We start from the raw sequence: 23244 nt of genomic DNA on the forward strand, positions 1-23244 counted from the left end.
GCACCGGTCAGGTGCCGCGGCCGAGTTCACCGGACGGGCCGTGTTCCGTCACCTCGGCTGTACGCCGGGGGAGCCCAGGAAGACCTCGCCGATGACTACCGATGTTCGTCACCGCCGTCCCGTTCTGCGCCGCGTTGTTCTCGGTTCTGTCACCGTGCTGGCGGTGGGACTGCTGGCTTTCGGTTACATGCTGACCAAGGCGTTCCTCGAGAAGCCGGGCAACGGACCCGACGCCTTCCGTGACCGGCCCGCCTCCTCGTCGTTGACGGTGGTTGCCGGAGCCAGCACGGTGCAGGGCACCATCAGCGCCGACTGGGTCAGCGGCCTGTACAAGCCGGGAACCGAGACGGTGAACGCCGGGATCAACGGCCATACCACCAAGGACATGCTGGCCCGTCTGGATCGTGACGTGATCGAGTTGCATCCGGACCGGGTCATCATGTTGATCGGGACGAACGACATCCGCGGCGACCTCGCCCCGGCGGCGTCGCAGGCGAACATGGCGAAGATGCTCGACAAACTCACCACGCAGACCGACGCGAAGGTCGCGGTGATGTCGTTGCAGCCCCTGGGTGAGCAGATCAACAGCGACAACAACGTCCGGGTACGCGCATACAACGCCATGCTCCAGCAAGAAGCCGCCAAGCGCGGGGTCGACTATCTGCCGCTGTACGAGAATCTTGTCCCCCTGCTCGGCACCGACGCGCCCGACTTCTCCTTCCCGATCCTCCAGACGGCTTTCGACAAGTTCATCCTCGACAAGACGTTCACCGAGATGTCGGAAAGTCACGGGCTGAAGGTCACCGTGGACAACGTGCACCTCAACGAGCGCGGCGCTGGTGTGGCCCATCGTCTGGCCGCCGAGTGGCTGGAGAAGAACTGATGGAGAAGCAGCCGATTCGCCTGTCCGCACACGGTTACGCCACCACCGACCCGTCGGTGACCTTCACGAGAATCGTCGCGATCGACCTGACCACGGTGTTCACCGGTCACGGCGTACTGCCAGCGGTTGTCGAGGTGACCAAGGGTCACCGGGAATGGACCGGGACCGGGGCCGTGCGAGCGGTGACGTTCTCGGATCGCGGGGAAGTCCTCGAGCGCCTGACCGGGTACGAGCCCGCAGCGCGGTACGCGTACGAGGCAACAAACTTCACCAACGTGCTGCGGTTCCTGGTGTCCGGCGCCCGCAGTGAATGGAGCTTCCGGCCGGACCTCAAGGGCGGGACCGTCATCGAGTGGGACTACACGTTCCACCCGCTGCCGGGTCGCACGGGAATCGTCCGGGCGTTGCTGGCCAAGCCGTGGAAGCGCTATATAGAGGAGGTCCTGCTGAGGACCGTTACCCAGATCGAGGAAGGCACCGTACGCGCGAGCTGAACGGTGATGCGGGCCGGGATCCCACTCCCGGCCCGCATTGTGCTGCCCGTGCTCAGCGGCCGGGTTTCACGAGGCCTGTCTCGTAGGCGAGCATCACGGCGTGCACGCGGTCGCGGAGCGACAACTTGGTCATGATGCGGCTGACATGGCTCTTGGCCGTCTGCTCGGCGATGAACAGCTCCTGCCCGATCTCCGCGTTCGACCGGCCGGACGCGATCAGCTGGAAGACCTCGCGTTCCCGGTCGGTGAGGGCGTTGAACACGGTCGTCGAGCGCAGCCCGGTGGGCTTGTTGCTGACAAATTCCTCGATGAGCCGGCGGGTCACCCGCGGCGCCAGCAGCGAGTCTCCTTGCGCCACGACGCGGACCGCGGTGGCGAGTTCGTCGGCGTCGGCGTCCTTGAGCAGAAAACCGCTGGCTCCGGCCTCCAGCGCCTCGTACACGTAATCGTCGAAGTCGAAGGTGGTGAGGATGACAACGCGGGTCGTACTGTCCGGGCCGGTGAGTTTCCGGGTTGCGTCGATGCCGTTCATCTTCGGCATGCGGATGTCCATCAGGATGACGTCGGGTCGCAGGGCCCGGCTCTGCGAGACGGCCTGCTCGCCGTCGGCCGCTTCCCCGGCCACGGAGATGTCCGGCTGGGCCGCGAGGATGGCGCTGACGCCGGTCCGGTACACGGACTGGTCGTCGACGATGAGGACGCGGATCGTCATGTGTTCTCCCGAACTACGCGGCGGCTGGAATGGTGGCTTCGACGGCAAAACCACCGTCCGGTGTCGGTCCCGTGCTGAGCTCGCCGCCGAGGAGGCTGACGCGTTCGCGCATGCCCCGCAGTCCATGGCCTCCGCGATCGGGACGGGTGGTCGCCACCGGGGCGAAGCCGCCCCGCGGTGACGGCTCGTTGTGCACGGACACGACCAACTGGCTGTCACTGACCTGGACCGCGACGCGGGTGCGGGCCGCCGGCGCATGGCGGACCACGTTGCTCAACGCCTCCTGCACGACCCGGTAGATCGTCAGTTGCACGATCGGACTCGTGTTGCCGGCACGCTCGTCCACGCTGAGGTCGATGACGGTCCCGGCCTTGACCAGTGCGGCGGCCAACTCGTGAAGGTCCGCCACCTGGGGCTGGGGGACAGGGTCCGAGGCGTCCTCGTCCGAGCGGAGCGCGCGCAGCAGCTGCCTCATCTCGGTCAGGGCGGCACGGGCCAGACGGGCGATGTCGTTGAACTCGGCGTCGGTGTCCGCCGGGCGCGGGCCGGTCAGCCGGAACGGCGCGGACAGCGCCTTCATGTGGACCAGCGACATGCTGTGCGCCACCACGTCATGCAGCTCCCGGGCGATCCGCGCGCGCTCTTCCACATAGCGGCGCTGCGCCTGTTCGAGCTCCACGTCTCGGCGGGCCTGCGCGAGGTCGCGGCGGATGTGTCCCCGTTGCCCGACCGCGATCGCCGCGGCCAGCAACGTCACCGTGTAACTCGAGTAGATCGTGAGGTTGACGCCCCACTGATCCGGATCGGCGTACCGATCGGGAGACGTCGCCACCAGCGCGACCAGCATCAGGATGCTCAGCCACCAGACGGACACCGACACCGTCCAGCGCTCGCGGACACCGAGAAGCAGCAAGAGGGCCCCGAGCGAGACGAGCCCGGTGATCGGCAGGGGCCACGGCTGATCCGGCGAGTCCCGGTTGACAAGAACGACGACGGCCGTGGCCACGAGGTGAAGGCCGGCGCCGAGCCTCGGCCAGTTCACCGCCAGGGCGAGCGAACCGGCCTGCACGCTGCACACGGCGAACGCGAGCGGCAGGCCGATGTCGTAGTCGGCGACGGTCACGGGCACGGCGACGGTGATCAGCACCGCGCAGAACAGCAACCAGAGCCTCGACGTCCAGAGGGGCAGCGCGGGGACGCCGAGCAAAGTCAACCCCCTCCGACATCAATCTGTACGGCGTGAGTATTGGCGCGACGGGTGCCCCTGTCAACGGGGACGGCCAGGCCCGTACGCCTGTACGGGCCGGCGCCGGTGTGCGCATACCGGCGTACGGCATCGATCACCCCCGCTGCGGGATGAGCCGAATCGGTCGATCGCCATAGTCTCGAATGGCGCCGGACAAACGGCAGCAGTAATGAGGGAGAATCTGATGTTCACCAATAATCGTGGCCGGCGGGCAGCTGTCGTCGCGGCTTTTGCAGCGGCATTCGTGGGTGTCGGAACCGCGGCGACCTGGGGAGTCACCCGCAGTTCCGCCGGCGACTATCCCGTCTATTTCGACGAGCGCATTTCCGACGACAAGCGCGACCGGGTGGACATCGCCGAACCGGCCGAGGCGCTCACCTTCGCCCGGGTCCGCAACGCCGGTGCCACGCAGCTGATCCTGGTGCGCTCCTACGAGAACGGCACGGTGTCCGGGGTTCCCGTGCCCGGCCAGGCGGATCCGGTCAAGGCCTTCACCGCACTCGGTTACGACGCCTTGCGGGCCCAGGCCGGCAAGAAGGAGCCGGTCAATTTCCCCGCGACCGAGCTCACCATTCCCTTCGAGGGGCACGGGCACAACATCGCCATGGGTACTAACTACCCGGAGCACGGCGCGGAAACCAGCATCGACTCGGCGTTCCTCTTTCCGAAAATGGTCGCGCCCTCGGTGCACACCGATGATCTGCCGGTCGGTGACGGACTCCTGGACTACGAGGTCGAGCTGGGCATGGTCCCGCTGACCGACCTGCACCCGGGCGAGTCACCGGAATACCTCGGTCTGGTGCTCACCGACGACTGGTCCAACCGCGAGACCCTGCTGAAGCACGTGAATGTCGACGATGTCGCCTCCGGTGACGGCTTCACGAGTGCCAAGAGCGAACCGGGCTTCCTGACTGTCGGCAGCCTGTTCGTGATCCCGGCCGACTGGCAGAAGTTCCACCGGGAACTGCAGCTGGAGCTCTACGTCGACGACGAGCTGCGTCAGCGCGGCACTCCGGCCGAGCAGATCTGGGACGCCCCGGAGATTTTCCGGCAGATCTTCGCCGCCGGTGGCCGCCGGTGGGACCACTTCGGCACCCCGGTGACCGTGACCGATCGCCCGGACACCATCCCGGCGCGCACCGTCATCCAGACGGGCACCCCCGAGGGCGTCGTCATGCGCAGGCCCTCCACGAGCGACAAGATCGCCGGCGGCATCGCCTATGTCACCTCCTTCGGGCAGAACGCCGACACCGTCGTGGACTCCGCGGTCGGGGTCTACATCGCCAGGGCGCACGAGGACCAGGCGTACCTGCAGCCGGGCATGAAGGTCATCACCCGCGCCGACCGCCTGGGCCTGATCGAGACCAGCATCGTCCCGGGGTCCCGGGCCACCAAGCAGTAACAAGCAGGCGTCGGCCGCGCCCGGGCCCGGAGTCACCACTCCGGACCCGGGCGCGCTGTTCCGGCCGGTCGTTGCGCTGGGAGCCCTGCGACGGCATGGTGCATACAGATTTGTCGTTCGCGGCCACCACGGAAGTCGGGGAGTTCGATGTCCAGTCTCGAATTGGTGGTCGCGGTGGGCCTCGCCGTGCTGATCGGCACCGGGGCCGCCAGCCGTCTCCGGTCCGCCCCGCCGGTGCTGCTGCTGATCGCCGGGGTGCTCCTCGGATTTGTGCCCGCTCTGCGCGAGGTGCACCTGCCGCCCGAGGCAGTTCTGCTGCTGTTCCTCCCGGTGCTGCTGTACTGGGAAGCTTTCATGTCCTCGCTGCGCGAGATCCGGAGCAACCTGCGGGTCATCACGCTGCTCAGCACCGTCCTGGTCGTCGCGACCGCGGCCGGTGTGGCGGCCGCCGCCCACGCGCTGGGCATGGGCTGGGGGCCGGCCTGGGTCCTCGGCGCCGCGGTCGCGCCGACCGACGCCACGGCGGTCGGGGTGCTGGGCCGGATGCTGCCCCGGCGGATCGCGACCATGCTGCGCGCGGAGAGCCTGGTCAACGACGGCACGGCGCTGGTCATCTACACGCTGGCGCTGGGGGTCACGCTCGGCGAGGAGCATCTCAGCGTGGGCCGGGTCGCCGGGCTGTTCGCCCTGTCGTACCTCGGCGGGATCGCCGCCGGCCTGGCCGTCACGTTCCTGATCCTGCAGATCCGCCGGCGGCTGACCGATCCGTTCCTGCACAACCTGCTGGCCCTGGTCACACCCTTGGCCGCCTACCTGCTCGCCGAGACGGCCGAGGTCTCCGGTGTGCTCGCGGCCGTGGTCAGCGGGCTCTGGGTGGGCCGGGTCTCGCCGCGGTTGTTCTCGGGCAGTGCCCGCCGCTTCGTCCAGTCGAACATGAACTTCCTGACGCAGCTGGCCAACGCGGCGTTGTTCGTCCTGGTGGGCCTGGAGGCCCAGTCAGCGGTACGCGGCCTGCACAGCGGTGGCCTGATCCACAGCCTGCTGGTGGCGGGCGCGGTGTGTGCGGTGATCGTCGCGGTGCGCTTCGGCTGGCTGTTCACCAGCCCGTACCTGATCCGGGCCCTCGACCGGCGCCCCCAGCAGCGCGAGCGGCGGCTCAGCGGCCGTCCCCGGGCGCTGATGTCGGCAGCCGGCTTCCGCGGCGCCGTGTCGATGGCGGCGGCGCTGGCCGTGCCGCACACCCTTCCGTCCGGTGCGGAGTTCCCGGACCGGGAGCTGATCATCTTCGTCACCGCGATCGTGATCGCGGTGACCCTGGTGGTGCAGGCGCCGCTGATGCCGCGGGTGATGCGCTGGGCCGGGCTCGGCGCCGACGACGAACCCGAACGCGAACGCCGGCAGGCCGAGATCATCTCGATGGACCACGCCTTGGCGTCCCTGCCCGACCTCGCCGCCGAGCTCGGCACGGGCAAGGACGTGACAGACCAGCTGCGCACCGAGTACGACCGCCGGTTGCGTGTCCTGCGTGACGGTGACGCGAGTTCCGGTCCCGACGAGGCCGCCGCCGACTACGAGCAGCAGTACGCCGACCTGCACCTGGCCGTCATCGACCACCGCCACGACACGGTCGTCCGGATGCGCGACGACGGTGAGATCGACGACGAGGTGCTCCGCCGGGTCCAGGACGGCCTCGACCTCGAACAGGTTCACATGGCCCAGCGCCGCGACAACAACGCGAAGCAGTAGAGCCTGTAACGGTAGGAAGAAGGAGGTCGGCCGCCCATCCCGCCAGCGCCCCGAAGCAGGTGGTGCGTGCTGTACCTCGCGCCCGTACCCGGCGCTGGAGGTCCGGGTGTGACCGTCTCATCCCACCTTGATGACCACCTTGCCCGACGCGTGACCGTTCTCGACGGAGGCGAGGGCGGCCGGTGCGTCGGAGAGGGGATGGACCGCGGAGATCACGGGTGTGAGGACTCCATCGTGGGCGAGCTGCGCGGCTCGTTCCAGGTTTGCGCGGTCGATGCGACGCTCGACAAAACGCCCGCCGATCTCGGGCACCGACATGTCGCTCACGGCGATGACGGTGCGGGGTTCCTTGGCCAGCGGGGCAACCGCCCGCAGTGACGTGCCGCCGACCAGGTCGACGATGCCGTCGTAGCCGTCCGGAGCCTGCTCGCGTGCCGCGGTGACGACGTCCCCGGCGGTGTAGTCGATGAATCGCACCCCGATGGCTTCGGCCGCCTCACGCTTGGCGGTGCTCCCGGTGCCGACCACACGGAGCTTGCGCTCGACCGCCAGCCGGGCGACGAGGAGGCCGACCCCACCGCCGACGCCGTTGATCAAAACCGTGGCACCGGCCGGGAGGTCGAGCTGGTCGAGTGCGTCCACCGCGGTCGTCCCGGCCACCGGCAGTGTTGCCGCCACGGTCGCGGACAGGCCCGCCGGGATGCGAGCGGTGTTCGGCGCGGACAGCACCGTCGTCTCGGCGTAGGTGCCGCCGCCGGTGAGGGCGAATCCGAAGACCGCGTCACCGACGTCCAGTCCGTCGACGCCCTCGCCGAGGGCGAGGACGGTTCCCGCGGCCTCCATACCCAGAACGAGGGGGAACGGGCGGCCGCCGTCGAGCCCGGGGATCAGACCCGACCGCTGAACGTGGTCGAGGGGATTCACGCCGGCGACGTCGACCCGGATCAGTACCTCGCCGGGACCGGGGGCCGGGTCGGGGCGATCGAAGAACTCCTGCACCTCGGGCCCGCCGTACCTGCCGAAACCCCATGCCTGTCCCATGCCCGGTCGCCTCCTGTGTGACCGCCCGGTGGTTCCGAGCTCTGCGGCCAGTCTCAGCGCTCACACCGATGTAAAGGGCAACCGTCTGAGGTGGGGGTCACAGCATCAGGCCGACGAGGTCACCGGTTCCGCGGACAGCGTCGCCCAGTGCCGGCGGTTGATCCCGATCAGCACGGTGAGCGCCTCCCGGGCTTCCATCAGTTGCGCGATGTCAGCGTCGATCCGGTCGCGTTCGCCGGTCATCGTCACGAACGCCGACTCGGTGGCGCCCGGGTCGAGCGGGGCATCGACACACGGCAGCACCATCGCGATCACCCGGCTGGACATGCCCGCGTCGAAGAGCTGCCGGATCAGCGAGACCCGCTCGACCTCGGCGTCGGAATAGTGCCGCTGCCCGGCGTCGGAGCGTGAACTGCTCAGCAGGCCCTGCTCCTCGTAGTACCGCAGTGAGCGCGGACTCACGCCCGTGCGCTGGGACAGCTCGCCGATTCGCATTCCCCGAAGCCTACGCCCGCGTCCTCCGCGCGACCGAAGTCTCCACCTCGGCCACGGTCGGGCCCTCCGAGGCCGGCCGGTCGCTGACGAACTGCGCTGCTGCGGCCGATCAGGTTGCCTGGTCGTTTCCTTGATATTGATAGCAGCGACATGAGGCTCGCGCGCCGTGTGTAACGTCGCTCACGGCATATTCGTGATCAATCCTCCGGGCCACCGCCCCGTTCATGAATAATTTACGTGGCGGGGGTTTGGTGCCGATGGGAACAGCCCGGGGAATTCACGATGGAACTGCCGCGAAATGTGTTGGTGACGTGCATCGGTAACGGGCGAGAAATGTGCTTCCAGCCGCTCGCGCACCACCGGAAACTCCTGTTCTCTGAGCAGCGGGCGCCGAATCCACGGCGCTGAATGTCGGAGGGGTTCGGGAGCATCCATGACGGCACCGACTGCACGTCCGGCCCGGCCGGGCGCTCGCCTCGCCTGGCGACCGTTGCAGCGCTCGACGCGCGTCGCGATCATCGGAGCGCTCGCGGCCACCATCTTCTACCAGCTGTTCCTGCTCAATCCGGCCTATCGCGGGCCGGGCTGGCTGTGGGTCACCATGCTGGCGGCGGAAGGGCTGACCGCCCTGCACCTGGTCGGTACCTGGTGGACGATCCTCGCCCACGACGACCGGGCCGAGCCGGTGGACGTCACGGTCTGGCGCAACCGGCTGCGGGCCGGTGGGGACGTTCCGTCCATCGACGTGTTCATCACCGCCTACGGCGAGGATCCGGCCCTGGTACGCCGTACGGTGCTGGCGGCCCGCGACATGGACCTGCCGCACCGCACCTTCCTGCTCGACGACGGTGACAGTGACGAGCTGGCCCGGATCGCGGCCGACGCGGGTGTGGGATACCTGCGGCGCCCCGGGGGTGCACACGCCAAGGCGGGCAACGTCAACGCCGGGCTGGCCCGCACCGACGGCGAGTTCGTGGTGATCCTCGACGCCGATCACGTGCCCGAGCCGGGCTTCCTGCTCAGCATCCTGCCGCACTTCCAGGATCCGGAAGTCGCCTTCGTCCAGTCACCGCAGTCGTACACGAACAACGTCAACCTGGTCGCTACCGGATCCGGTGAGGCGCAGCGGATCTTCTACGAGCTGGTCTGCCCGGGGAAGAACCATTTCAACGCCGCATTCTGCGTCGGCACCAACGTGATGTTCCGGCGGGCCGCGCTCGACAGCATTGGTGGCATCTGGATCGGCAGCAACTCCGAGGACATCTGGACCTCGATCGAATTGCACAAGCGGGGCTGGAAATCGATCTACGTACCGCAGGTGCTGGCGCGTGGTCTCGCGCCTCAGGACGTGCCTTCCTATCTCAAGCAGCAGTTGCGCTGGGCCAGCGGCGGCTTCGAGGTGCTGTTGCGGGGCCGGTTGTTCAAGCGGGGCATCGGCCTGACCATCGACCAGCGCCTGCAGTACCTGTTCTGCGGCACCCACTATCTGCTGTCCGTGGCGATGCTGACCTTCATGCTGTTCCCGGCCCTGTACCTGCTCTTCGCGCTGAGCCCGATCCGGGCCGACGGGCTGGCCTGGGCCACTCACTACCTGCCCTTCCAGGCGGCTGTTCTGCTGGTCACCTGGCTGCAGTCGGGTGGCTTCAAACTGTCCGCGATCGTCGCCAGCATCGGCGCCACACCCGTGCATCTGCGGGCGCTCGGCGGTGTGCTGCTGGGGCGGCCGGCGAAGTGGAAGGTCACCAACGCCGGTGGCGACGGCGCGCGGTCCCTGTGGGCGGTCATGCCGCTGGTCGCGATCCTGCTTCTCAACAGCACCGCGATCGTGGTCGGCGTCCTCGTGATGGCGGATCCCGCCCCGACCTGGTTGTCGGTCGGCTGGGCTTCGATGATCGTGCTGATCCTGGGCCGGATGATCATCGAATCGGTCACCGGCGGCCGGATCCGGCGCCGGGTCACCCCGCCGAGCGCAGCGCCGGTGGACGCCCGGTCCGCCACCGTCGAGGACAGCGCCACCACCAAGGTGATCGCCGTCGCGGCAGTCGCCTGATCAGGACGCCCCGAACACCCCTCAGCCATCGGTAGCGGAAAGGCACGATCATGAGCACCACGTACGGGACGGCGATCAAGCCCGAAGAGCACACGGCCACCGAACCAGCGCCCGAACCCGCCCCACCGGCCCCTCGCCACCGGCTCCGGCGCACACTGTCGGTGCTGCGTACGGTGACAGTGGTTCTGATCCTGCTCGCCGCGGCCGTGGGCGGTGGTTACTACGTCGTGACCCACCGGCTCGCCGACCGGGCGTACGTGAACGCCGGCACGGCGGTGCTGACCGCCGAGCCGATCACCGTGGGCTCCGCCGACGCCGCCGTCGTCACCCGGATGCTGACCGCCGAGCGCCGGAGCGTGACCGCCGGCGCGGCCCTGGCCACGATCACCGTGACCGCCGACGGCCGCGGCAACAAGGTGCAGGAGCTGCGCGCGCCCGCGGCCGGCATCGTCACCGAGGTCAACGTCGCCCCCGGGCAGATCGCGCGGGCCGGTGAACCGATCGTCACGCTGTACGACCCGGCCAAGCTGGTCTTCAAGGTCGACGTGCCGCTGGAGACGCTGCGCAAACTGAGGCTCGGGATGACCGCGTACGTCACCGGGCCGGGCCTGTCCGGCCGGATCGCGACGACGCTGCAGGAGGTTCAGCCGAGGGTGACCACGGGCGAGGCGGCGGCTACGGGCGACGGGCTCACCGTTGTGCTGGTGCCCGACACCGCGGTTCTCAGCACCGTCCGGACGCTGGTGCCCGGGCTGCAGTTCGCCGTGGTCGTCGACACCACCACGGCGGTCGGCCAGACGCCGGCGGTGAACAGCGCATGAGTCGCCGCCGGACAGTCGTGACCGCGATGGCGGCACTCGCCGCGCTGACCGCGTGCAGTGCCGAGCCGGCCTCACCGCCGGCCCGGCCCGGCCCGAACCCGCAGACGTCGGCGTCCGGTGCGGTCGCCGAGGCGGCCGCGGTGACAAAGCTGGAGGCTCCGACGGTGACCGGTCGCGGGAGCATCGCCGGCACGCTGCCGGCCGGCTCGGCGCCCACCAAGACACCCGTGCAGGCCGGCGAACTCGCGGGTCAGGCCGTACCGACCAACCAGTGGTGGAGTTCCGCCCTGACCGGGCCGCGCACCCAGCCGCTCTGGGCGCACCCGCTCGCTGTCCAGGCCGCAGCCGGTGGCCTGCAGATCAGCGGCGGGCCCGTCACGGCCGCCCCGAAGGCGATCACCACCGGCTTTGTCCCGGCCCTGACCGTCGGCGCCGCCACCGGTGCGGTCAGCGTCGTCGGCTACGGCGCCTTCCACGTCGTCCTGCGGGTCGGACTGGCGAGTGGTGGCCACGTCGACGCCACCGTGGTGCAGGGCAGTCCGGTGCTGTGGCTGCGCTTCAACGGCGCGAAGCCCACTTTGGACGGTGCTTTCGTCGACGCCGGCAGCTCGGCGACCCGGGTCCGGCTCGACATCGCCGGCGGGCGCTGGGACGTGCTCGGCACCGATCTCAGCGTCACCGGGACCGGCATCACCGGCTCCGGCGAACAGCTCGCTGTCGCCCGGGTGCCGGCCGGGTCCGACCGTGCGGCCTGGGAGAAGGCCAGCACGGGCGATCCGGTCGTCGAGACCACGGCCGCCACCGCGTACGACGCCAAGGCGGGGACCGTCACGCAGACCCTCACCGCACGGCGGGCCGGAGGTGGCACCGGGGCCTGGGCTCTGTTGCCGCACCAGCAGGCCGGCCTCGTCGCCGGGCCGGGTGCTACGGCTGGTTCCTACCCCGACTCCCGCGGGACGATGTCGCTGGTCACCGCCTCCACGGTGCAGATCCGGGTGCCGATGCCGGGGCTGCTCACGGGCGTACCCAAGGTGCCGTTGACTTCGGGCGTGACCAAGGCCGTACGCGCGGACCTGGACCTTGATCTGGCCGACCCGCCCGGAGCGGGCGGCAGCTACTTCGGTCTCAAGGAGCTCGGCCGGCTGGCCTCCATCGCCGAGGTGGCCGGCGCGGTCGGCGCCGACACCCAGCGCAAGACCGCGCTCGACCGGCTGCGGCCCCAGTTGATCGACTGGCTGACCTACAGCGGACCGGCGGACGGACGGTACTTCGGCTACGACAAGGTCTGGGGCGGGCTGATCGCGGTGCCCGCCGAATTCGGTGCCCAGGACTACAACGACCACCACTTCCAGTACGGCTACCTGGTACGCGCGGCAGCCGTGCTCGCGACGGCCGACCCCGGCTTCGCCCGCGACTACGGCGACGTGGTCGATCTGGTGGTCGACGACTACGCAGGCTCGGCCACGACGGGATTCCCGCCGTTCCGAGCGTTCAACGCTTACCTCGGCCACTCGGCCGCGTCGGGGTTCGCCCCCTTCGCGGACGGCAACAACCAGGAGTCGTCCAGCGAGGCGGTGGCCGCCTGGGAGGCCGTGGTGCGCTGGGGCCTGGTCCGGAAGAACACCGAGATGACTGCGTACGGCATCACCCACTACGCCCTCGAGGCCGCAACCGCCCGCATGTACTGGCTCGGCGAGGGCCTGACCCGTGAGCCCGGGTACGAGCACACCACCGCGGGCATCGTCTGGGACGCCAAGGTCGACTACGCCACCTGGTTCGACCCGAAGCCGGAGTCCATCCTCGGCATCCAGCTGCTGCCACTGACCTTCGGCGCGTTCTACCGTGGACCGTCGGCCGTCCGCGAACGGGAGCTGGGCGACAAACCGGTGGTCTGGGGCGACCTGTTCGCCGCCGACCTCGCCCTGTCCGACCCGGCGGCGGCCCGCAAACGGCTCGACGCGGGAGTCACCCGGGAGGACAGCACGAGCCGGGCGATGGTCCGCTACTTCATCGAGGCGCTGGTGGTGCTCGGGCCGCCGCAGCCGGCTTCACCGCAGCCGGTGGGCGCCCTGGCCTTCGGACCGGCGAAGAATCCACGGGTGGTCCGCACGGACGGTTAGGACCGCCTGGCGGCCTCTTGGACAATGGCCGGACGTCGTTGCATACTCGGCGTCGGCTCGGGGGGTGCGATGCGCGGACCGGACGTCGTTCAATCGTGGATGGTCCTGGTGGTGGGTGTAATTTTCCTCGGCGTTGCCGTGGGGCTGCACCATCAGGACCGGCCCTACGACAACGGCGTAACTACAAACGGCACAGTCACCGCATTCACCTCCAGCACCGATTCCAGCAATCGCATCCGCTACGAGCGGGCCATTTCATTCACCGTGCCCGGCAATCGCTCGGTGACGATCCGGGATGTCGAGGGACGCGGCTACCGGCAGCCGGTGGTCGGCGAGAAGGTCGACATCTCGTACCGGGCGGGTGAACCCGGGGAAGCGAAAGTCGTTCCTCCGCCCTCGGCTTATCAGGCCTGGATGACGCCCTTGTTCGCCGCCTTGTCGCTGGGTCTGGTACTGACCGGGTTGATCGGTGTTTTGGGTCCCGCCCTTCGGCGCCGCGCAGCCCGGCGAGCCGCACACGGCTGACAGGACGATCAGCTAGGGCTTCGTGCGGGCGGCTCAGGGCCGGGCTACGGTGATCCGGGGGTGATCATGCCGGAGCTGCCGGAGGTCGAATCGGCGCGTGCGGTCATCGAACGGGGTGGCCTGCGGCGCAAGATCGTCGAGGTGGACGACTCCGACTCCTACGTCTGCCGTCCACACCTTCCGGGTCAGATCCGGGAGGCGCTGCTCGGGCGGACGCTGGTGGCGGCGCATCGCCGGGGCAAGAGCATGTGGTGCGACACCAGCGACGACGGTCCCGAGCTGGGCGTTCACCTCGGCATGTCGGGCAAGATCGTGATTGCCGACCCGGACGGTACGGAGATCGACGGCGGCGACTACTGGGAGGGCCGGCGTGGGTCCGGTGACTACCGGTGGTCCCGGTTCGCGTTGACCTTCGCCGACGGTGGCCGTCTGCTGCTGGTCGATCCTCGGCGGCTGGGGCGGGTGCGCCTCGACCCACCGGTGGAGTCGCTCGGCCCGGACGCGGCCACGATGACACCGGCCCAGTTCCGTGCGGCGCTGGCCCGTGGCACGGCCCCGGTGAAGGCGCGTCTGCTCGACCAGGAGGCCGTCGCCGGGATCGGGAACCTGCTGGCCGACCAGATCCTGTGGTCGGCGCGCATCAACCCGGGCCGTCCGGTCGGCGAGCTCACCCCCGACGACGTCAATCGTCTCCTGCGGGCCACGCGCCGGGCGGTGCGCTCAGCAATTGCCGGCGGTGGTGTGCACACCCTCGAGCTGATTCCGTTCCGGTTTGCGGGCGGCCATTGTCCTCGCGACGGCGCACCCATGGAGAAAAGCACGGTGGGTGGGCGTACGAGCTGGTGGTGCAGTAGAGAACAGGCATATTAGAGGGGCGTTCTAAAGAAACGCTTAACGGTCGGATGGCCATTGTCATAATGGCGTGAGCCTGCCATTGTGCCCATCATGCGAGTTCATTCTTTCCAGCACCGCCGGTACGGGCGGGTCATCGCCGCGGTCGGTCTCACCGTTCTGCTCGGCTTCACCGGCGCGTGCGGCGGATCGGACGACAAAGCCGCCGGCACCACCGCCACGGCCGACGCCACTGCTGCACCAGCGGACGAGCCTGCCGGCGACTGCGGGGCCGCACAGGCCGAGATCAAGGCGTCGCTGACCGGCATGGGCGCGGTGACCTCGGTCGACGTGCCGACCTGCGACAAGGCGGTCGTGGCCACGACGCTGGGTGCCGACGAGGGTGACCAGGCGGCCAGCCTCTGCCAGAACGCCGCCAACGAGGCCTCGACCCACGGCGTCGCCGCGGTGAGCGTCGTGTCCGCCGACGGCAAGGAGCTGGCCACCGGCACCACCGCGGAGGACTGCAAGGCTTCCTGACGGCGTTGCGCGCCCGTTGGTACGGTGTGCCCCGATCGCGGGCCGTCGGCGGTCGACGGGGAGGGTACGCGGTGGGGGAGATACGGCTGTTGGGGCCGGTCGAGGTTCGCGCCCCCGACGGGTCCGTTCTCGCGGGTGAGCCCCGGCGCCTGGCTGTGCTGGCGGCCCTGGCGGTCGACGCGGGCCGGGTGGTGCAGGCGACGACCTTGATCGACCGGGTCTGGGGCGACGATCCGCCCGGGCAGGCCGCCCGGACGCTCGGCACCTACGTCACGCGGATCCGGCGCATGCTGGAACAGTCCGGCGACTCGTCGGTGACCGTGGTCAGCCAGGCGGGCGGTTACCGGCTGACCGCCGGGCACGACCAGGTCGACCTGTTCCGCTTCCGTGACCTGGTCGTCGGTGCGCGGGCACCGTCCATCACCCCGGAGCGCCGGGTCGAGCTGCTGCGTCAGAGTGTGTCGCTGCACCGCGGGGACCCCCTGACCGGAGTGAGTGGAGCGTGGGCGACCCGGACCCGCGAGCAGCTGGCCGGCGAACTGCTGACGGCCCGGGCGGAGTGGGCCGAGGCCGAGCTGGCGGTCGGCAACACGACGGTGGTGCTGGCGCCCCTGACCGCACTGGTCGACGCGAATCCCCTGGTGGAGCCGCTGGTTGTGACGCTGGTGCGAGCGCTGGTCGCTGCCGGCCGTCCCACCGAGGCCCTGGAACGGTGCCGCCTGCACCAGCAGCGGCTGGCTGACGGCTACGGCACGGACCCGAGCCCACAGTTGAAGGCGCTCTACGAGTCGGTCCTGCGCGGCGACCAGCGTCCGGCCGCGGTGGCCGAGCGGTCCCAGGTGCCGGCGGCCGTCGCGGTGCTGGAGCCGGAACGTCCGCTGCCGGCCCCGGCCGTTCCGTCGAGGCGTCGTCGCCGATACGTCATGGCTGCTGTCGGGGTGTGCGCGACGCTGGCCGGTGCGCTCGGCGCCGTGGTGGTGTCCCGGCCACCGGACCGGATCACCGAGACCCGTTTCACCGTCACCGAGGACTTCTCCGGAACCGCGTTGACGCCGATGCAGTGGGCCGCCAATCAGGCCGAGCGGGAGAACGGCTCGTCCTGGTCACCCGGTGCGGTCCGGGTCGGTGGCGGTGAAGTGCAGATCAGCGGAACGGGCCGCAACCCGACCGGCGCCGGCAACGTCGGGGGTGCCGTCTGCTGGTGCCTGGACGGGGGGATCGTGCGCACCTACGGGGTGTGGGAGGTCCGGGCCAGGTTCGACGTCGGCACCGGGTACGCCCCCGCCCTCGGGCTGTACTCCGGGGTCGACGAGGACACCCCGGGCTGGGGTTTCATGACTATGGGCCGTTTCGACGACGGCGAGCGGCGGGTCATGTATCCCGTGGTGCGCGGTGCGGGCGCCGAGCCCGTCGACGGCTCTCCGGTGGCGGGGGACTTCACCGACTGGAACACGTTTTCGATCGAGTGGCGGGCCGATTTTGTCGCCATCTCCCTGAACGGTGTGGTCGTTCTCGACACCCGGAAGCTTCCCGGACCGGTGAGCATCCCGACCGTCCCGATGTTTCTCTACGTGCAGATCATCCCGGGGCCCGAGGGTCCGGTGCCGGCCCCGAACCAGGAGACGCCGAGCCGGGTCGCGGCGCATGTGGACTGGGCGCGCTACACGAGCTGACCAGCGCCTCAACCATTCCACAGCCGAGCCGTCGGAGTGCCCTGCGACCCTCTTGATCAACGGGCCGGGATCACGGCGTCGAGACACGAACTACGGGGAAACATCTGTGAGAAAACTGAACATCGTCCTGCTCAGTGCCGTGATAGCGGTCGCCGGGCTGACGACTGCAGCGCCGGCGACGGCGGGAACCACGTCATCGAGTGCGTCGGCTGCCGCCGTACCGAATCATGGGTTCCTGACCCGCAGCGGGCGCCAGCTGATGCTCGACGGTCAGCCGTACAAGTTCGTCGGTGTGAACGCGTTCGGGCTGACCGGCTGTGACGGGGCGGGGACCGACACCTCCGACGCCGGGCTGGACGCCTACTTCGCCTCGCTGCGGCCCAAGAGTGTCACCCGGACCTGGGCCTTCAAGCCGTTCGGGCTGGAGATTGTGGACCGGGTGGTCGCCGCGGCCGAGCGGCACAACCAGCTGGTGATCTTCGCGCTGGCGGACGGTGCGAACTACTGCGCCGACGGCGGGCACGACGCCGCGTTCTACGCCGGCGGGTACAAGGGCGCTTACCTCACCTGGGTGCGCTCGGTGGTCGCGCGGTACCGCGACTCCAAGGCGGTCGCGATGTGGGAGCTCATGAACGAGCCCAAGGACGCCTCGTCCGACACGGTCATGAAAAACTTCTTCGACGACACGGCCGCGATCATCAAGTCACTCGACCCGAACCACCTGGTGTCGTCGGGCTCGCAGGCTGCGTACGTCGGAGGCACCAGCGACTACGCGTACGTGCACAGTGGCCCGAACATCGACGCGGGTTCGCTGCACGAGTACGACTACGACTACAACAACAGCCACCTGATCGTCTCCAACTGGTTCACCCCGGCGATCGAAGGCATGAACTCGATCGACAAGCCGCTCTACATCGGTGAGGTCGGTGTGGCCGGCGCTGACACCGTTGCCGGTTGCCGCAGCCGCGCGGCGCGGGCCGACATCTTCCGGCAGAAGTTCGACGCCTACCTGAACCGCGGCGCCACGGGTGTGCTGGCCTGGTCCTACCGCACGGCGAAGACCGAGACCTGCCTCGACTCGGAAGCCTCGATCTACCCGGCGGACGCGTACATGGCGATGGCCAAGACCTACGACCTGCCCGGCGTGACCGATCCGACCGACGACCCGCCGGTGATCACCAGGTTCGACGAGGAGTCGTACACGTTCTCCGGAACGTGGGCGCCGAGTGCCGATGACGCGAAGTTCAACGGCGACGACCAGTACACGCAGAGCACGGGCAGCTTCTACACGTTTGCGTTCACCGGTACGAAGGTGCAGCTGTACGCGGCGGTGGCGAGTCATCACGGCATCGCCGCTGTCAGCATCGACGGTGGTGCCGAAGTGGACGTGGACTTCTACGCGGCGGGGCGCGAGGAGCAGCATCTGGTGTATTCCTCGCCGACACTGGCCTCCGGTACGCACGTGGTCAAGGTTCGTGCCACCGGTCGTAAGAACGGGTCGTCGAGTGGCACGGTGATCGCCGCGGACCGTATCGACGTCACGAACGCGCCGGCGCCGGTGGTGACGAAGTACGACGAGGAGTCGTACACGTTCTCCGGTACGTGGGCGCCCAGTGCCGATGCCGCGAAGTTCAACGGCGACGACCAGTACACGCAGAGCACGGGCAGCTTCTACACGTTCTCATTCACCGGTACGAAGGTGCAGCTGTACGCGGCCGTAGCGAGTCACCACGGCATCGCCGCTGTCAGCATCGACGGTGGTGCCGAAGTGGATGTCGACTTCTACGCGGCGGGGCGTGAGGAGCAGCATCTGGTGTATTCCTCGCCGACGCTGGCGGCCGGTACGCACGTGGTCAAGGTTCGTGCCACCGGCCGTAAGAACGGGTCGTCGAGTGGCACGGTGATCGCCGCGGACCGCATCGACGTCACGTCCTAGAAAACCGACGCCGACAGATGCCCGCACCGGCCCGGTGCGGGCATCTGCCGTTCACTCGGACCTCAAAGTCAGGATTGCGGTGCCGTCGGTGATGCTGTTGACGGTCACCACCTGTTTTATGTACAGATCGGCAATGTCCTCGGGCTTTTTCCGTGAGCAGGTGCCGATGGCATATCCGCTGGTGGCGTTGCCGTAGAAGGTGGCCCGGCAGCCCTTGTCGATGCTGATGTCCAGACTGAGCCCGGCGGGCATGTTCATGCGGACGTCGACGCTGCCGGCCTTCACCTTCCGTACCGAGAAGGGACCGGCGTCGGCGGGCGAGTCGGACAGTTCGAACTTGACGGGCTTGGACACGGCGACCTGGCAATCGCCGCCCAGGCACGCCTTGAAGTTTGTGCCGTCGCGGGCAGTAGGGCCGGTCGGGGACGGGACCGGGGCCGGCGCCGGCGCCGAACCGACGGTGGGTGAGCTGGGCGGGGTGACGGCGGAGCCTGAAGGCGCGGGCCTCGGTTCGGCGGAACATGCGGCCAGAGCGAGACAACAAACCATGACCAGTGACAAGCGCATGAGCAACAGTGGGCGCTGTGCGGAGCAGGTGACCGGCCGTGGCCGGAACCTGCCGCAGCGGCGGCCGGCGTTAAGAACGCGTCAATAAAGCCAGGGCCGGCGTAAGCATCGCGTCAACATCTGCGGCGAGGGCTCAAAACGGGGCTTCACTTCGAGCGAAGCACACCTTTCCTCGCCTAGGAGTCCTCGTGGCCGACGTCTTGTTCGTCCTGCTCACGGCGGTGCTGTTCGCAGCACTGACCGTGCTCATCAGGGCGGTCGAACGCTGGTGAGCGCCGTCAACCTCATCGGTCTGATCGTGGCCGTCCTGCTCGGCGCCTTCATGGTCGCCGCCCTGCTGTTCCCGGAGAAGTTCTGATGGCCGGCTGGCTGTTCGTCATCACCCTGTTCGTCGCGCTGGTAGCGGTCCACCGCCCGTTCGGCGATTACATGTACCGGGTCGTCACCGGCACGAAGAACAACGTCGTCGAGCGGGGTGTCTACCGGCTGGTCGGTGTGAACCCCTCCGCCGAGCAGACGTGGGGCGTCTACGCGCGCAGCGTGCTCGCCTTCTCGGCCGTCTCGATCCTCTTCCTCTACCTGTTCCTGCGGGTGCAGGACAAACTCTGGCTGTCGCTGGGCATGCCCGCGGTCACCGACCACGTCGCCTGGAACACCGCCGTCAGTTTTGTGACCAACACGAACTGGCAGGCGTACTCCGGTGAGTCGACGCTGGGCCACCTGGTCCAGATGGCCGGCCTGGCGGTGCAGAACTTCGTCTCCGCGGCCGTGGGCATCGCGGTGGCGGTGGCGCTGATCCGCGGGTTCGCCGCCCGCAAGAACGGCACACTGGGCAACTTCTGGGTCGACCTGACCCGGATCGCGCTGCGTATCCTCCTGCCTGCCTGTCTGCTGATCACGATCGTGTTCATGATCGCCGGGATGGTGCAAAACCTGTCCGGCGGCACCGACGTCACCACGCTGACCGGTGCCACGCAACATCTCACCGGTGGGCCGGTCGCCTCCCAGGAGGCCATCAAGGAACTCGGCACCAACGGCGGTGGCTTCTACAACGTCAACTCGGCGCATCCGTTCGAGAACCCGACCACCTGGACCAACTGGCTCGAGATCTTCCTGCTGCTGGTCATCCCGTTCAGCCTGCCGCGGGTGTTCGGCCGGATGGTCGGGCAGAACCGCCAGGGCTACGCGATCGTCGCGGTGATGGCGATCCTGGCCGTCGGCTCGATCGCGCTGACCGTGGGCTTCGAGACCCACGGCGGCGGCACCGTTCCCCAGGCTGTCGGCGCGGCGATGGAGGGCAAGGACGTCCGGTTCGGGGTGGCGAACTCCGCCACCTTCGCCGCCGCGACCACGCTTACCTCGACCGGCGCGGTCAACTCGTTCCACGATTCGTACACACCGTTCGGCGGGATGATGCCGATCGTCAACATGATGCTCGGTGAGGTCGCCCCCGGCGGTACGGGATCCGGGCTCTACGGTCTGCTCGTCCTGGCCATCATCACGGTGTTCGTCGCCGGTCTGATGGTCGGGCGCACCCCGGAGTACCTGGGCAAGAAGATCGGCGCCCGCGAGATGAAGTTCGCGTCGCTGTACTTCCTGGTCACCCCGACGATCGTGCTGGCCGGCACCGCCGCGGCCTTCGCCACCGGCAACAACTCCACCGCCCTCAACGTGGGCCCGCACGGCCTGTCGGAAGTCCTGTACGCCTTCACCTCGGCCGGCAACAACAACGGTTCGGCGTTCGGCGGCATCACGGTCAACACACCGTGGTGGGACACCGCCCTGGGCCTGGCGATGCTGCTCGGCCGGTTCCTGCCCATCGTGCTGGTCCTGGCGCTGGCCGGCTCACTGGCCCGGCAGAAGGCAACACCCGAGTCCGAGGGCACCCTGCCCACCCACCAACCCCTGTTCGTCGGGATGGTCGTCGGCGTCACCGTCGTCCTGGTCGCGCTCACCTTCCTTCCCGCTCTTGCTCTCGGACCCATCGCGGAGGGCCTCTCATGACCACCCCCACCCCCACCCTGGAGAAACCCTCCACCGATCAGCAGCCGGCCCCGTCCGGTGACCGCCGCGTCGGCGGTGGCCTGCTCGACCCGGCCCAGCTCTGGCGCTCCCTGCCGGCCGCGGTGGCCAAGCTCGACCCCCGCACCCTGTGGCACAACCCGGTCATGCTCATCGTCGAGGCCGGCGCCGTGTTCACCACCGTCCTGGCGGTCACCGACCCGAGCGTGCTCGCCTGGCTCGTCACCGTCTGGCTGTGGCTGACCGTGGTGTTCGCCAACCTCGCCGAGGCTGTCGCCGAGGGCCGGGGCAAGGCCCAGGCCGCCGCGCTGCGCCGGTCGAAGCAGGACATGGTCGCCCGGCGGCTCGGCAAGGGCGGCGCCGAGGAGCGTGTGCCCGCGCCCGAGCTCAAGCTGGGCGACACGGTGGTCGTCGAGGCCGGCGAGACGATCCCGGGTGACGGCGACGTCATCGAAGGCATCGCCAGCGTCGACGAGTCCGCCATCACCGGCGAGTCGGCGCCGGTGATCCGGGAGTCCGGCGGCGACCGTTCCGCGGTCACCGGCGGCACCAAGGTTCTCTCCGACCGGATCGTCGTGCGGATCACCCAGAAGCCGGGGGAGAGCTTCGTCGACCGGATGATCGCCCTGGTCGAGGGGGCCAACCGGCAGAAGACCCCGAACGAGATCGCCCTGAACATCCTGCTCGCGGCGCTCACGCTGATCTTCCTGCTGTCCGTGGTCACGCTGCAGCCCTTGGCGATCTTCTCCAAGGCGTTCCAGGCGGCCGCCCCGGACACGGCCGCGATCGACGGCAACGGTGTCACCGGCATCGTGCTCGTATCGCTGATCGTCTGCCTGATCCCGACGACGATCGGTGCGCTGCTGTCGGCCATCGGCATCGCCGGCATGGACCGCCTGGTGCAGCGCAACGTGCTGGCCATGAGTGGCCGCGCGGTCGAGGCGGCCGGCGATGTCAACACTCTGCTGCTCGACAAGACCGGAACCATCACTCTGGGCAATCGTCAAGCGGCTGAGTTCGTACCGGTGGACGGGGTCACGGCCGCGACCCTCGCCGACGCCGCGCAGTTGTCGAGCCTGGCCGATGAAACGCCCGAAGGGCGGTCGGTGGTGGTCCTGGCCAAGACCGATTTCGGGCTGCGTGAACGCGAACCGGGCCTGATGACACACGCGTCGTTCGTGCCGTTCACCGCGCAGACCCGGATGAGCGGCGTGGACCTGGCCACCGACGGTGACCAGCCGGCCCGCGAGGTCCGCAAGGGTGCCGCCTCGGCGGTGATGAAGTGGGTCCGTGACAACGGTGGTCACCCGACCGAGCAGGTCGGCGAGATCGTCGACACGGTCAGCGGCACCGGCGGCACCCCGCTGGTGGTCGCCGAGCGTGTCGCCGGGCAACCCGCGCGGGCGCTGGGTGTCATCCACCTCAAGGACGTCGTCAAGTCCGGGATGAGCGAGCGGTTCGCCGAGATGCGCCGGATGGGCATCCGCACGGTGATGATCACCGGAGACAACCCGCGGACCGCGAAGGCGATCGCGGACGAGGCCGGGGTGGACGACTTCCTGGCCGAGGCGACGCCCGAGGACAAGCTCGCCTACATCCGCAAGGAGCAGGAGGGCGGCCGGCTGGTCGCGATGACCGGTGACGGCACCAACGACGCGCCGGCGCTGGCCCAGGCGGACGTCGGGGTGGCCATGAACACCGGCACGTCGGCGGCCAAGGAGGCCGGCAACATGGTCGACCTCGACTCCGACCCGACCAAGCTCATCGAGATCGTCGAGATCGGCAAGCAGCTGCTCATCACCCGCGGGGCGCTGACCACCTTCTCGATCACCAACGACATCGCCAAGTACTTCGCGATCATCCCCGCGATCTTCGTCGGCGTGTATCCCGGCCTGGACGCCCTGAACATCATGCGGCTGAGCTCGCCCGGTTCGGCGATCCTGTCCGCGGTCATCTTCAACGCGCTGGTCATCATCGCGCTGATCCCGCTCGCCCTGCGCGGTGTGCGCTACCGCGCGGCCGGCGCCAGCGCACTGCTGCGCCGCAACCTGCTCGTGTACGGCCTGGGCGGCGTCATCGCCCCGTTCGTCGGCATCAAACTCATCGACCTGCTCATCCAGTTCATCCCCGGGATCTGAGA

The 23244-nt window shown here is 69.0% G+C and carries 20 protein-coding genes; 15 read left to right on the forward strand and 5 right to left on the reverse strand.

From position 1 onward, the window contains the following. Window positions 1-91: 91 nt before the first annotated feature. Together AFR_RS13815 and AFR_RS43580 are read left to right on the forward strand one after the other, a co-directional pair. A complete protein-coding gene (locus AFR_RS13815; RefSeq protein WP_023361090.1) occupies window positions 92-883 on the forward strand; it encodes an SGNH/GDSL hydrolase family protein in 792 nt (263 codons plus the stop codon). Further along, the gene (locus AFR_RS43580; protein ID WP_023361091.1) at window positions 883-1377 is read left to right on the forward strand and encodes an SRPBCC family protein; all 495 of its coding nucleotides are present in this window, start codon (window positions 883-885) and stop codon (window positions 1375-1377) included. The genes AFR_RS13815 and AFR_RS43580 overlap by 1 nt, the downstream gene beginning before the upstream one ends. 52 nt (window positions 1378-1429) lie before the next feature. On the opposite strand, the gene AFR_RS13825 is transcribed toward AFR_RS43580, so the two are convergent. Both AFR_RS13825 and AFR_RS13830 read right to left on the reverse strand, forming a co-directional pair. Further along, window positions 1430-2089: a response regulator gene (locus AFR_RS13825; protein ID WP_023361092.1), complete on the reverse strand. Its 660-nt coding sequence runs from the start codon at window positions 2087-2089 to the stop codon at window positions 1430-1432. A 13-nt stretch (window positions 2090-2102) separates the two neighbouring features. Continuing rightward, on the reverse strand, window positions 2103-3302 hold the full coding sequence (locus AFR_RS13830; protein WP_238547276.1) for a sensor histidine kinase: 1200 nt from the start codon (window positions 3300-3302) through the stop codon (window positions 2103-2105). A gap of 217 nt (window positions 3303-3519) precedes the next feature. On the opposite strand from AFR_RS13830, the gene AFR_RS13835 reads away from it, so the two are divergent. Together AFR_RS13835 and AFR_RS13840 are read left to right on the forward strand one after the other, a co-directional pair. Then, complete coding sequence (locus AFR_RS13835) at window positions 3520-4737, forward strand: fumarylacetoacetate hydrolase family protein (RefSeq protein ID WP_158510538.1); 1218 nt, start codon at window positions 3520-3522, stop codon at window positions 4735-4737. Between the two features lie 147 nt (window positions 4738-4884). Then, a complete protein-coding gene (locus tag AFR_RS13840) occupies window positions 4885-6483 on the forward strand; it encodes a Na+/H+ antiporter (protein WP_023361095.1) in 1599 nt (532 codons plus the stop codon). 117 nt (window positions 6484-6600) lie between these two features. On the opposite strand, the gene AFR_RS13845 is transcribed toward AFR_RS13840, so the two are convergent. Together AFR_RS13845 and AFR_RS13850 are read right to left on the reverse strand one after the other, a co-directional pair. Further along, complete coding sequence (locus tag AFR_RS13845; RefSeq protein WP_023361096.1) at window positions 6601-7524, reverse strand: NADP-dependent oxidoreductase; 924 nt, start codon at window positions 7522-7524, stop codon at window positions 6601-6603. A 105-nt stretch (window positions 7525-7629) separates the two neighbouring features. Continuing rightward, window positions 7630-8019, reverse strand: a complete 390-nt coding sequence (locus AFR_RS13850) for a MerR family transcriptional regulator (protein WP_023361097.1) — start codon at window positions 8017-8019, stop codon at window positions 7630-7632. 433 nt (window positions 8020-8452) lie between these two features. On the opposite strand from AFR_RS13850, the gene AFR_RS13855 reads away from it, so the two are divergent. From AFR_RS13855 to AFR_RS13890, 8 genes are all read left to right on the forward strand, one after another. Further along, window positions 8453-10069 (forward strand): glycosyltransferase family 2 protein, encoded by a 1617-nt coding sequence (locus AFR_RS13855; RefSeq protein WP_023361098.1) that lies wholly within the window; start codon window positions 8453-8455, stop codon window positions 10067-10069. Window positions 10070-10119: 50 nt separating this feature from the next. Then, window positions 10120-10890 carry a biotin/lipoyl attachment domain-containing protein gene (locus AFR_RS13860; protein WP_023361099.1) on the forward strand — a complete coding sequence of 257 codons (771 nt, stop codon included), beginning with the start codon at window positions 10120-10122 and terminating at the stop codon, window positions 10888-10890. Further along, window positions 10887-13010: a glycosyl hydrolase gene (locus AFR_RS13865; RefSeq protein WP_041840847.1), complete on the forward strand. Its 2124-nt coding sequence runs from the start codon at window positions 10887-10889 to the stop codon at window positions 13008-13010. Before AFR_RS13860 ends, AFR_RS13865 begins: the two co-directional genes overlap by 4 nt. A gap of 99 nt (window positions 13011-13109) precedes the next feature. After that, window positions 13110-13535 carry a DUF3592 domain-containing protein gene (locus AFR_RS13870; RefSeq protein ID WP_041840848.1) on the forward strand — a complete coding sequence of 142 codons (426 nt, stop codon included), beginning with the start codon at window positions 13110-13112 and terminating at the stop codon, window positions 13533-13535. Between the two features lie 66 nt (window positions 13536-13601). Further along, window positions 13602-14405 carry an Fpg/Nei family DNA glycosylase gene (locus AFR_RS13875; protein ID WP_041842165.1) on the forward strand — a complete coding sequence of 268 codons (804 nt, stop codon included), beginning with the start codon at window positions 13602-13604 and terminating at the stop codon, window positions 14403-14405. Between the two features lie 75 nt (window positions 14406-14480). Beyond that, window positions 14481-14906 (forward strand): hypothetical protein, encoded by a 426-nt coding sequence (locus AFR_RS13880; protein ID WP_023361103.1) that lies wholly within the window; start codon window positions 14481-14483, stop codon window positions 14904-14906. Window positions 14907-14977: 71 nt separating this feature from the next. After that, window positions 14978-16579 carry a BTAD domain-containing putative transcriptional regulator gene (locus AFR_RS13885; RefSeq protein ID WP_148307955.1) on the forward strand — a complete coding sequence of 534 codons (1602 nt, stop codon included), beginning with the start codon at window positions 14978-14980 and terminating at the stop codon, window positions 16577-16579. 106 nt (window positions 16580-16685) lie between these two features. Continuing rightward, on the forward strand, window positions 16686-18515 hold the full coding sequence (locus AFR_RS13890) for a cellulase family glycosylhydrolase (protein WP_023361105.1): 1830 nt from the start codon (window positions 16686-16688) through the stop codon (window positions 18513-18515). 51 nt (window positions 18516-18566) lie between these two features. Here AFR_RS13890 and AFR_RS13895 read toward each other — a convergent pair whose 3' ends face one another. Next, window positions 18567-18869: a hypothetical protein gene (locus tag AFR_RS13895; RefSeq protein WP_023361106.1), complete on the reverse strand. Its 303-nt coding sequence runs from the start codon at window positions 18867-18869 to the stop codon at window positions 18567-18569. A gap of 481 nt (window positions 18870-19350) precedes the next feature. Here AFR_RS13895 and kdpF point away from each other — a divergent pair, with 481 nt between their 5' ends. The 3 genes from kdpF to kdpB are packed head-to-tail and all read left to right on the forward strand — an operon-like array spanning window position 19351 to window position 23242. Then, on the forward strand, window positions 19351-19440 hold the full coding sequence (gene kdpF / locus AFR_RS13900) for a K(+)-transporting ATPase subunit F (protein WP_041840852.1): 90 nt from the start codon (window positions 19351-19353) through the stop codon (window positions 19438-19440). After that, complete coding sequence (kdpA, locus tag AFR_RS13905) at window positions 19440-21086, forward strand: potassium-transporting ATPase subunit KdpA (RefSeq protein WP_023361107.1); 1647 nt, start codon at window positions 19440-19442, stop codon at window positions 21084-21086. Before kdpF ends, kdpA begins: the two co-directional genes overlap by 1 nt. Beyond that, window positions 21083-23242 (forward strand): potassium-transporting ATPase subunit KdpB, encoded by a 2160-nt coding sequence (gene kdpB / locus AFR_RS13910; protein WP_023361108.1) that lies wholly within the window; start codon window positions 21083-21085, stop codon window positions 23240-23242. The genes kdpA and kdpB overlap by 4 nt, the downstream gene beginning before the upstream one ends. The last annotated feature ends 2 nt before the right edge of the window (window positions 23243-23244 follow it).

The sequence above is a fragment of the Amorphoplanes friuliensis DSM 7358 genome (assembly GCF_000494755.1).
Lineage (GTDB): Bacteria > Actinomycetota > Actinomycetes > Mycobacteriales > Micromonosporaceae > Actinoplanes > Actinoplanes friuliensis.